Raw genomic sequence first — 10,930 nt, 5'->3', positions numbered from 1 at the left:
TGAAAGGTGAAAGGTGAAAGGTGAAAGGTGAAAGGTGAAAGGTGAAAGGTGAAAGGTGAAAGGTGAAAGGTGAAAGGTGAAAGCGCCTTCGGCGCTAAATTCATTGCTGTTCGGCTTTAGCCAACGGTCAAAGAAATGTAAAAGCACAGGGGCTTTAGCCAAATTTGTGTTGGTTAAGGAACAATTGATAAAATAATATAAATTTGCAATCAAATAATTTCAACATGGCACATCATCATAACGAAGAAGACGAAAAAAACTACAAAACTATATTCACCCTTGTTGGTACATTAACCGGCCTTTTTATAGGCGTGGTTATTAACCAAACATGGGAACTGGTAGTTATTTTGGGCGTTGTTGGTTTCCTTTTTGCCGGCTTTTTCCGCCGGCTTTTTGTAAAAGGCCGTGAAAACGCCTGATCCGGACCTTCCGTCGTTTATCCGCAGCTGGAACCAATTTTATGCCATTGTAATTGGCTGGCTGGTTCTGCTGATCATCCTATTCTGGCTCATTACCATTTGTTATAAATGAGCTTAGCCGACTGGATAGTTTTGGGCTTAACGCTGCTGGGCATCGTGTTATACGGTGTTTGGAAAAGCGGCCAAAGCCAAAACATCGACCAATACCTGATGGGCGGGCGCATCCTGCGCTGGTACCATGTAGGCCTTTCGGTTATGGCTACACAGGCTAGCGCTATCACATTTCTTTCTGCCCCCGGGCAAGCCTATTCCGACGGGATGCGCTTTGTTCAGTTTTATTTTGGCCTTCCGCTGGCAATGATCGTACTATGTGTAACCTTCGTGCCCATATTTCATCGCCTTAAAGTTTATACCGCTTACGAATACCTGGAGCAGCGCTTCGACCTGAAAACAAGGGCGCTTACCTCCTTTTTATTTTTGATCCAGCGCGGACTTTCAACTGGCATCACCATTTATGCGCCTTCCATTATATTATCCACTATCCTCAACATCAATACGGTTTACACCACACTTTTTATCGGCGGGCTGGTGATCTTTTATACTGTTTACGGAGGCACAAAAGCTGTATCATATACCCAGCTACTCCAAATGAGCATTATTTTTTTGGGGATGTTTTTTGCCGGGGTGATGGTGGTTCACTTATTGCCGGGTGGCGTTGGTTTTGGCCATGCCCTGAAATTGGCGGGTAAGTTGGGAAAAATGAATGTGATCGACTGGAAATTCGACCCCAACAACCGCTACAATATTTGGAGTGGCGTTGTCGGCGGCTTCTTTTTGCAATTATCCTATTTCGGTACCGACCAAAGCCAGGTTGGCCGCTATTTAACCGGCAGTTCGGTAGGGCAAAGCCGTCTGGGCCTCATCATGAACGGGCTGGTTAAAATCCCTATGCAGTTTTTGATCCTGCTGATAGGCGTGTTGGTTTTTGCCTTTTACCAGTTTAACCGACCGCCTATGTTTTTTAACCAGTACGAGGTGAAGCAGGTGAAGAAAAGCACTTATGCGGCACAATACAACCAGTTGGAAAGCCAATATACAGCGGTATTTGAGCAACGAAAAAACAAAGCAGACGAGCTGATCAAAGCTTTCGATAGCAAAGATCAAACCCAAATCAATAAAGCGCAGGAAGCCTTGAAAAATGCCGACGGACAATCAATGGCTATTCGCAAACAGGCCATTGCCGTAATGAAAAAGAATAACGACAAGGCTAACGAAGATGATACCAATTACGTCTTTCTCACTTTCGTTACGCAATATTTGCCCCGGGGATTGATCGGTTTGCTGGTTGCTATTATTTTCCTGGCTTCCATGGGCTCAACTGCCAGCGCGTTAAATTCACTGGCGTCAACTACAGTGGTAGATATTTACCGGCGGATACTGAACCCCAACGCCACTGATAGGAACTACCTGAATGCATCAAGACTGGCTACCGTTTTCTGGGGACTGGTTTGTATAGGAATGGCCCTGTATGCAAGCAAAGTTGGTAACTTGCTGGAGTACGTGAATAAATTAGGCTCCTATATTTACGGCACTATTTTAGGCGTGTTCGTAGTGGCTTTTTACCTTAAAAAAATAAAAGGCAGCGCCGTATTTATTGCAGCAATTATTACAGAGATCCTTATAATTATCCTTGGTAATTTCGAACTGGTAGCTTATTTATGGCTTAATATGATCGGTTGTATTTTGGTGATCATCATTGCAGCGGCAATCAACCCCCTCGTACATGAAAAGGGCGGTATAGAAACCTGATAGCTAAATCCGAAAGACAGATTGTTTACCCTGAACACAAAAAACCTAAACGCGGCCATCTTGAGTTCCATTGAAAATTAGCTGTCAGCGAAAAATCAAAATCCGAAATCACTCGCCTGCCTGATCGATTACCGCCTGGTTAAGGCGTACGTATTCATCATCTTTATTTGCCTGCGCCATTCTGATGCCTTCTTTGGCGGCAGCAATCGCCGTGGTTTTATCACCCATCCTTAACCTGATCCGGGCCTCCCATAATTGGTACCATGCACCAGGGTCAGCCTTTTCGGCCTCCAACACCCAGGCCAGTGCCTTGGTCATATCTTTATTATTCTCGTAGTAATATTGAATGGCATTAAAGTAGGGCTTGTGTTCGCCTTTCATCAACGCATCAATATTAGCAGTGATCTGAGCGTCGTCGTCAGTTTGCATATAGATAGAGACTTCCGTAAGGTCCCAAACCAGGTGCAGGTCGTTTGATTGTGTGGTGGCGTTAGCAAACTGAATGGTAAAAGTTTCGCGTTTTTCTTTCAAATGGATAGGCTTTACTTTAAAACGCAAAAAATCTTCGGAATCTTTATAGCTATAGGCGCCCCATTGTTTTACAACCTTATTGAGGATGATGGTCCATTCATTCTTTTCAGGAATGGTAAACAACGAATATGTCCCGGCTGGAACCTTATTGCCTTCCATGATCACATTTTCGCTGAAATTAATAGTAGTTGCTGAATTTGCCCCTGTTCGCCATACCTCCCCCCAGGGATTAATTCCACCAAATATTTTCCTGCCTTTTACATTTGGCCGTGAATAGGTGATGGTTATTTTGCCAAGCCCGAAATCCTGGATAATAGTTTGGGTCGAACTGGCTTCGGGAATGCGCGGCGTTTGTGCGTAGCAGGTAAATGATACTGCCGACAATACCAAAATGGCGAAAAATAAGTTTAACTTTCTCATAATTAAATTTATATGTTATAGCTAAAGACTAAATATTAATTTATTGGTTTAACGGCTGAAAATTACGAAAATAAAAAGGGAAAGTTCAATAAAGAACTTTCCCTGATAGCCCGTAGGGGAATCGTTATGAATTTATAATATATTATATTTCAATACTTTATGAATTTATCAACCGTAAAAGTGTAAACCTGGTGTAAATAAATTTTACTTTTTAATACTTTAAATAATACATTTGATTACCAAGACTTAGTTGTTTATAAATTTCTGTTTGAGACTCTCCCTATATATTCCGCAGGCCTTGACCATCACATTCCCTGCGCCATTGAGCACCGAGTTGTGTTAATTCTACGTAGAAATTAAGTTGTCCATTAATAAGTTGATGTGGTCAAAGTGTAACGGAATCACATGCTTGATATTTCGGAATTAGGTAGTCAAGGCCTCTATATTCACCAGCCAGTTAGGGGTTTAGCTCTTCAACTTTAAATCCGCAAGCATTTTTTTAGCAGAAACAAAAAAGAGGATAGCCGCCCCGGCACTTACCACTAGTGTAATTGACATGGCCCACCGCAAAGATTCGGCATGCAGAGTTGGCTTAAGTTGATCGCTGATCAAACCGACAACCAACGGCCCGAAACCCAGGCCTATGAGGTTCAATACCAGGAACAAAATCGCAGAGGTAAGGGCCCGCATGGATGCCGGGACGAGGCTATGGGCCACAGCGATAGATGGCCCCAGGTACATACTATGCAGTAAAACGAAGCAAGCTAAACAAATTAGCGCAAGAAAGATATTCTGCAGAAACAGGTATCCGGCTATAAAGGGAATCGCAATGAGGATAGCATAAGCCGGAATTTTAAGGTACCAGCGCGCGTCCGTTTTTCCAAAATGATCGGTCAGGAACCCGCCAGCGAATGTACCTATAGCTCCACTAATACCGATGATCAGGCCAAGTAAGACACCAATTTGTGAGATCTTCATCCCATGAAGCCTTTGAAGGAAAGAGGGTGCCCAATTAAGCATGCCGTACTGGCAAAAGGCAAGCGAACCGGTGGCTAACGCCAGGTAAACAAAAGTTTTCTTTGAATACAACAACTTTAACACGTGGCCCAACGAATGATTCTCTTGCGCCATCGGTGTGTTCACGTCAGTCGTCCCCCTTTGGGGCTCTTTTACCGTAGTGTAAAACAACAAAGAAAAAATTACCCCAGGTATGCCCAAAATAAAAAATGCCGTTCGCCATCCAAGATGTTGGTTCAAATAGCCCCCCATCAAAAATCCTGTCAATATCCCGATATAAACACCTGTTGAATAGAACGAGAGCGCTGTGGATCGTTTTTTTACCGGGAAGTAATCAGAGATCATAGCGTGGGCAGGAGGGCTTCCGCCAGCTTCGCCGACCCCTACACCAACACGAGCCAGTAATAATTGCACAAAATTGCGAGCCAGCCCCGAGCATGCAGTCATGATGCTCCATATCCCAAGCGACACCGCTACGGTATTTCTCCGGTTTGTTCTATCAGCCAAACGGGCAATAGGAATACCCAGGGTGACGTAAAATACAGCAAAAGTGAACCCGGATAACATCCCAAGCTGAGTATCCGATAAATGCAACTCCTTTTTTATTGATTCCTGTAGGATGACCAATACCTGCCGGTCGATAAAGTTAAATACATAAACCAGCGTCAGCATTACCAAAACGTAGTTTCGGTACAGGCTGCTTACTTCCTTATTGATTACAGGGCTGTTAATGTCCATAAATGTATTTGGTTGAAAGAATTGTGATTTAAACAAATGAATAAATTGCAATCGAATTTGCGCCTCTTTTTCAATATTGCCAAATCTGATTTATGGCTTATGAAATGAACGCATATTTTGTAGCCGTTACCCACAGCGTGCTAATAATTATACGGTTTCTAACTTTTTCTCCAGTTTATGTGTTATTTATGATTAGTCGTCCCTTCTCTCGCAAGGAACCGTCTTAAAAAACACTTGCTTATTATGACAGTATCTTTGTACAACAGAGTTAGTTTGGACTTAAGGGTTAACCATCAATTTTCCCGATTTTCAATTTTCATTATAAATAACTGCATTTTTCAAATTTGCTTCTATAAAATCTAAAGCTGATTTTAACCCATTTTCAGCCTTTACATGCTCAGCTGTTGCTTTCGCTCTTTTCTTAATTTCTTCATTTTGTAAAGCCTTAATTGCGGCAATAAGTTTAACTTTAGTAAGTTCTTTAAACTTAATGTGTTTCCCTATTTTTAAAGTCTCCAATCTTTCGCCCCAAAGCGGGTTGTCTGCAAATATTGAACAAATTATTGTCGGTGTACCACTTTCTGCACTAATGTGTGCTGTTCCTACTCCACCGTGATGTACAATTATTGAACATTGCGGAAATAGCCATTCCAAATTAGTATGCTTTATAAAAAATACTGTGTCTGTTAAATTGTTTTCCCGGTTTTCAAATTTTGACCACCCTGCATTTAAAACAGCTCTAACGCCCAGTTCTGCACAAATTTCATTAACCATCCGCGCTACTTCCTCAGGGTTTGTAACAGGCATACTTCCAAATCCAAAATAAATGGGTGTACTTCCGGCAGCTAACCAATCTGCCAAATCATTTGATGAAGTTTCCGCAGGTAAATACTTGGCTTCTAATTTCCAAACACCAGATACAGCGATATTAGTCCCCCAATCATTAGGCTTAGGTAAAAGATTTGGACTATAGCCAAATAAATAAGGTGTTTTCAACTTTCGCAATTGATTGTATACAATTGATTTATTTGCAGGCAAACCAAGTGAATTACGCCATTCGGACAAGTCTGCTGTATATGCTTTTTGGTTTGTTTTGAAAAATAAATTAAAAGTATATCGGTTCAGAAAACCAAAAGGTAACACCTTTGACGATATAAAAAAGTGAGGAAATTTTTTCGTTGATGCACTAGTTGGGTTAACATTAGCAACAATTATTGGAATGTTAAGTTTTTCTGAAATAGTTGCAGATTGTAAAAGCGTCAGCGTGCCTGAAATAATTAATTCAGCCCCGGTTGCAGCGGTTAGTAAATCTCTATTTAATGCGTGTCGATTTGTATAGCGTATTTCAGCAAATTTTTTTGTTATAGTTTTAACATCTCCTGCCGTCAATAATACCTTTGCATCATCAGTTTGCAGTATTTGGTCAATATCGCCAAATAATGGACTGTAATTTATGTTATACTTTTTTACTAAAGATTCAAAATTTTGAGGTGCGGCTAGGGTAATGTCATGACCTCGATCCATTAAGCCTAATGCGAGTGATACATATGGAACAACGTCACCCGCCGAACCGTAAGTGAGAATTGATATCTTCACAATATCTATTAAATATTTAAATCAACCGTTAATTAATTGGTTTTTAAAGATATTTATAAAAACATGCATTTATTTTTTTATCGCATAATAATATTTTAATAAAACATTTTCAATTACTCTTTAAAAGAGAAACTTTTAAACTAGCAAAAATTCCGATTTCCAAATTGGCTCGAGGTACTGTCATAAAAAGCAAGTGTTTTTTAAAACAGTACCACGGCCTGAATGGGGGGAAAAACAACAACTTGGAGTTATTCGTCGGTCGGAACTGAAGCCGATTAGCGAAAAACAAGTAGAGAATGATATATTCGTCAGCCAGCATAGCAGAAAACAACTATGTTGGCTGTTGCAATTTTACTCGCATTGTCATTAACCAACTTATTTCCATATTAAAGACTGGCTCCGCTGTCCGAAGTGTTCCACTTCGGATGTCTATGCCTGTAGTCTATGACTACACGATACCCAACAAAAAAGCCGCTCTACTTTCGTAAAGCGGCTTGGTAGCCCGTAGGGGAATCGATCACGATTAAAACCCTATTGACTTACAATACTTTATATGGTTGTCGATGTACTACGCACCGAATTACTAACCACTTTTTGATGCAGATTAGTTACAAATCTTACGACATAAACATACAAAATCATCTAAAATATTCCAATTCTTATAGGATGTTTTTTTAAGAAATTACACTATTAAGAATGAGGCTATCGGTCTTGTAATCAAAAGTCCAATTACATCTATTTCCCCAAGTGGCACTAAAAGAAAGCCGGAAGGATTTTTATTGCCCTTTAATTGACTTATGTTCGATATTTTATGTGGCTGTCAATCCTTACTTATCGAATAAGTCAACACTGTCTTTAATTTAATAAAACATGTTAGAATCCAATAGTTATCCTTCTGAATTAATTTAAAATATGCAATAGTGCTACTGTATTATGTGAATTTTGCAAGTATTTATCTATAGTATTCAAATGCTGCTTAATAAAAATTAGTTGTTTAGCGTTATTAAACTTACGGCAAACGGCTTTAACGCTACCGAATCGGCGTTAACCATATTGTCAAAAGCCGGTCTATCACTACAAGTTTCATCAAGTACGCTCATCTTGGCACCTTTAAATGTGGCAGGTAATTTCAATATTACCGTTTTATTCCTTTTATTAATGATCAATACTTTTTTAGTGGCATTATTCACAAAGCCTTGCGCCTCGAAATCGCCATCACCGTCACCATCAACTGATGTAGTCACCATGGTATCGCCGGAGTGGATATTGTCTTTAATCAGTTTAAGTACCCAATAACGCGCGTTTGGTTTATTGTTCACATAATTTATCATGCTCACATCGGGGTATTGGCTTGGAAAGCCAACCAATTGCGATTCGCCTATAACATCAATGCCCTGCCTGCTTAACCCAATAAAAAAGTAAGTATACACAGCAGCCGAAAGGTTCCAGTAAACCGGCGTAATGGGCTGATCGCGCATTTTGTTGCTAACAAAGGTGCCCAACTCGTCAATTGTTGTTTTTGTATTGGGCGATAAGCGCTTGCGTATGCTCTCCACAAAACTTACGGTGTTTAAAAAGTTATCGGCCTTATCAAACAAGGTATATTCATAAGCATCAAAGGTTTGTTTGTTGTTAGCGTTTGAATAGCAATGGTACGATATAAAATCAAGCGGAATGCCCGGTTTGTGATTTGCCGGGTTCAGAAAGTATTCAAACCATTCGGGGTGTTCAAAGGCAAGCGCCATACCCACAAACTTCATTTTAGGGAATTCTTTATGGAGCGCTGTTACCACCGCGTCGTAAACTTTAGTATAAGCTTGTGGTGTAAAATTGTGTTCAAACTCAGGCTCATTTAGTATTTCCCAGTAAGGTATGTCATAATGATAGCCCGATTTATGATATGCACCCAATTCATCTGTAAAACCGCCTTTGGTGTACCAGCTAAGCAGCCTTACATAATAACCGGTCAGTTCCTTCAAAGTGGTATCCCTGAATGCTGTTCCGCCGCCATAGCTCCAGGCAACTTCATTCGGTTCGGCAGGATACGATACTAGGTAATCGGTTTTAAACATCCACTGCGGTATGGTACTGAAATTCATGATAACACAATGGCCTTTTGTAGCTTCCAAGAAATCAATGGTCATAGGGTCTATCAAACTAAAATCCCACGATGTTTTGGTAGCCGTAGGCGCATCCAGTTCGGCAACTGCCAGTTTAGGGTAGGGGAACCAGGGCACATAGCGTACGTAATCGGCACCCAGATTTTTTAACGCGCCGAACGAGCCACCGTGCATACTGCCACTTTTACGCAGCATAGGGTTGCCCACCACTTGCAGGGTAGGTGTTGATTTTGATATTCCCGTGCTTACATCCCATTGTACTTTAAGTTGCGGGGTTTGTGCGTTGCAAAGGCATGCGGCAAAACTAAACAGTAGTATTGTAAGGCTCTTTCTCATGGTATTCATATTAGGTTTATATAAATATGGTATTGTTTGGTTATTCTATTTATCAGCATACCTGTATGGTTTGCACCCCAAGTAATTGCCCAAGTTTAATAATTTTCGAGACAATATGCCCTGTTCCTATGGCGCAATGGTGTGCCGGGCCGTGCGAATTCCACTGTTCAACAAATGTCCGTATGACAATGCTAAAGCCGTAACTGCTGTTGGTATTGCCGATCTCCGATATCGGCCCTGAAATACTTTCCGCTTCGGCTACTAAAAACAGTAGCTTCCCGTCAACCGTTTCAACTATCGAAAGCAAAGTTACCGCCCCTTGTTTACCGCTCATTTCCACCAAAAGCCCGTTACAAACCTTGCCATGATACACCTGCAATAGCCGGACTTTTATCTTCCCTTCGGCTACAGCAGGGTGACAGGACCCGTCATGCCCCATCAGCACCACGTCGTCGTTAAAATCCATCGCGTAATATTCGGTGAATGATCCGCCAACGCCAAAAATGTCCATTATCTTCATGGCCCGCACGTTTTTTATCTCGTATTCCTGGCAACAGGTACGCCATTCGAAGTTAATAGCGAATTACCCAATATTACCGAACTCATAGTGTCCTCGTTTAGCGGATCGCCTGTACCTTTGCTCCCGGCCTCAAATGCTTTTTCAGGGGTATCTATAAGGCCCAGGTTTACAACCCCGGCGCCAAAGCCGCTTATTTTATCCGCCACTATATCCACATAATCGCTTAGGTGTTGCTCCAAGCCTTCAAATTGTTGCCAATAAGCCTGGAGGCCAATGCCAAACAAACCAATTTTAAGGGCAGGTTTTATATGTTTATCAGGTGTCATGGTTATTATTCAGGATTTAATTGATTTTTATTTGTTTAAATGACACTTATGATTTATCAGCGCTTATGTTTCTGAAATACAATTACCAATTTTAATTTAATATATAGCTTGTAATAAACTATCGGGATTTGGTATGAAATTCAGGAACGACTGGAACTTGGCATAGTAGTTTTTCATATTCAACTGGTAGTAGAATGCACCCCTTCTTGAACTTGTTTTATCCTTTTCGGTAAGCTTTATCATTAGGCCTGTGGCCAATATACGTTTGCTGAAATTACGTTTGTCAATAGTTGTATTGTACACGCTTTCATATAACATTTGCAACTGTGGCAGGGTGAATTTACCAGGCAAAAGCTCGAATAAAATAGGATGAAGGGCGGCTTTATAACGTATCCTTTTTTTAGCGGTCTCAACCATTTCCTGCTGGTCGAATATTAATTTAGGTGTACGTTTTAGCGGGAACCACTCGGCATGGTAATCATTGCTTAGCTGGGTTTCGTATTTGTGAATATCAATTAAAGCGAAGTATGCGGTTGATACGGTGCGCTCTTTAGGGTCGCGGTTAACATCTCCAAAAGTGTATAATTGTTCAAGGTAAACGCCCTCTAAACCAGTTAGTTGCTTTAGTATCCTGTTCGATGCCTGGTCTAAACTTTCATCAACCTGTACAAAGCCTCCCATTAAACTCCAGTTGCCTTTCTCGGGCTGAAAGCCTCTTTTTATCAGGAGTATTTTTAATGTATCGCCGTCAAAACCAAAAATTATACAGTCAACAGCCAATAAAAGCCGCGTTTGTTTAGAGTATTTCTGCATTCTATAAAATGGGGTTAATAGTTTATATTAGTACAAATGTAATATAATGATAATACAAAATACACATTTTTAATTGCTTAGGGCTGTTTTAATAGTGTATTTTGTACACCGTTAAAGTGATATTTTTTTTAGTGTTTATTTCACAATTATCTTTTTTTTACTTTACTTCGCTTGATAATTGGATCGTAAACCATCCATTACATTATATTAAAATTGAAATCGGACTAATAGAAGTTACCAATGCTTCTGTTATGCTTTATACACCTATAAAAAAGTAAAATTATT

The 10,930-nt window shown here is 40.5% G+C and carries 9 protein-coding genes; 2 read left to right on the top strand and 7 right to left on the bottom strand.

The features are described 5' to 3' along the window. The first annotated feature begins 224 nt into the window (after positions 1-224). The gene (locus QZY09_RS05590; RefSeq protein WP_295669318.1) at positions 225-419 is read left to right on the top strand and encodes a hypothetical protein; all 195 of its coding nucleotides are present in this window, start codon (positions 225-227) and stop codon (positions 417-419) included. A gap of 108 nt (positions 420-527) precedes the next feature. Further along, entirely contained in the window at positions 528-2,228 is a 1,701-nt protein-coding gene (locus tag QZY09_RS05585; RefSeq protein WP_295669315.1) for a sodium:solute symporter, read from the top strand. Positions 2,229-2,336: 108 nt separating this feature from the next. Here QZY09_RS05585 and QZY09_RS05580 read toward each other — a convergent pair whose 3' ends face one another. The 7 genes from QZY09_RS05580 to QZY09_RS05550 form a co-directional block, all read right to left on the bottom strand. Further along, the gene (locus QZY09_RS05580) at positions 2,337-3,179 is read right to left on the bottom strand and encodes a DUF2911 domain-containing protein (protein ID WP_295669312.1); all 843 of its coding nucleotides are present in this window, start codon (positions 3,177-3,179) and stop codon (positions 2,337-2,339) included. A gap of 465 nt (positions 3,180-3,644) precedes the next feature. After that, positions 3,645-4,934, bottom strand: coding sequence for an MFS transporter (locus QZY09_RS05575; protein WP_295669309.1), 1,290 nt, complete (start codon positions 4,932-4,934; stop codon positions 3,645-3,647). Between the two features lie 309 nt (positions 4,935-5,243). Then, a complete protein-coding gene (locus tag QZY09_RS05570; protein ID WP_295669307.1) occupies positions 5,244-6,530 on the bottom strand; it encodes a glycosyltransferase in 1,287 nt (428 codons plus the stop codon). 986 nt (positions 6,531-7,516) lie between these two features. Next, the gene (locus QZY09_RS05565) at positions 7,517-8,986 is read right to left on the bottom strand and encodes a glycosyl hydrolase family 39 (RefSeq protein ID WP_295669304.1); all 1,470 of its coding nucleotides are present in this window, start codon (positions 8,984-8,986) and stop codon (positions 7,517-7,519) included. 52 nt (positions 8,987-9,038) lie between these two features. Next, a complete protein-coding gene (locus tag QZY09_RS05560; protein WP_295669302.1) occupies positions 9,039-9,506 on the bottom strand; it encodes a hypothetical protein in 468 nt (155 codons plus the stop codon). A 14-nt stretch (positions 9,507-9,520) separates the two neighbouring features. Further along, entirely contained in the window at positions 9,521-9,832 is a 312-nt protein-coding gene (locus QZY09_RS05555) for a hypothetical protein (RefSeq protein WP_295669299.1), read from the bottom strand. 96 nt (positions 9,833-9,928) lie between these two features. After that, entirely contained in the window at positions 9,929-10,645 is a 717-nt protein-coding gene (locus QZY09_RS05550; protein ID WP_295669297.1) for an NUDIX domain-containing protein, read from the bottom strand. Positions 10,646-10,930 lie beyond the last annotated feature (285 nt).

This window comes from uncultured Mucilaginibacter sp., from assembly GCF_903913935.1.
Lineage (GTDB): Bacteria > Bacteroidota > Bacteroidia > Sphingobacteriales > Sphingobacteriaceae > Mucilaginibacter.
Note: the sequence above shows the minus strand (reverse complement) of the source record. Positions and strands in the feature narration are given on the sequence as shown.

Coding starts and splice junctions, on each gene's coding strand:
- QZY09_RS05590 (WP_295669318.1), top strand. CDS start 225: ATGGCACATCATCATAACGAAGAAGACGAAAAAAACTACAAAACTATA.
- QZY09_RS05585 (WP_295669315.1), top strand. CDS start 528: ATGAGCTTAGCCGACTGGATAGTTTTGGGCTTAACGCTGCTGGGCATC.
- QZY09_RS05580 (WP_295669312.1), bottom strand. CDS start 3,179: ATGAGAAAGTTAAACTTATTTTTCGCCATTTTGGTATTGTCGGCAGTA.
- QZY09_RS05575 (WP_295669309.1), bottom strand. CDS start 4,934: ATGGACATTAACAGCCCTGTAATCAATAAGGAAGTAAGCAGCCTGTAC.
- QZY09_RS05565 (WP_295669304.1), bottom strand. CDS start 8,986: ATGAGAAAGAGCCTTACAATACTACTGTTTAGTTTTGCCGCATGCCTT.
- QZY09_RS05560 (WP_295669302.1), bottom strand. CDS start 9,506: ATGAAGATAATGGACATTTTTGGCGTTGGCGGATCATTCACCGAATAT.
- QZY09_RS05555 (WP_295669299.1), bottom strand. CDS start 9,832: ATGACACCTGATAAACATATAAAACCTGCCCTTAAAATTGGTTTGTTT.
- QZY09_RS05550 (WP_295669297.1), bottom strand. CDS start 10,645: ATGCAGAAATACTCTAAACAAACGCGGCTTTTATTGGCTGTTGACTGT.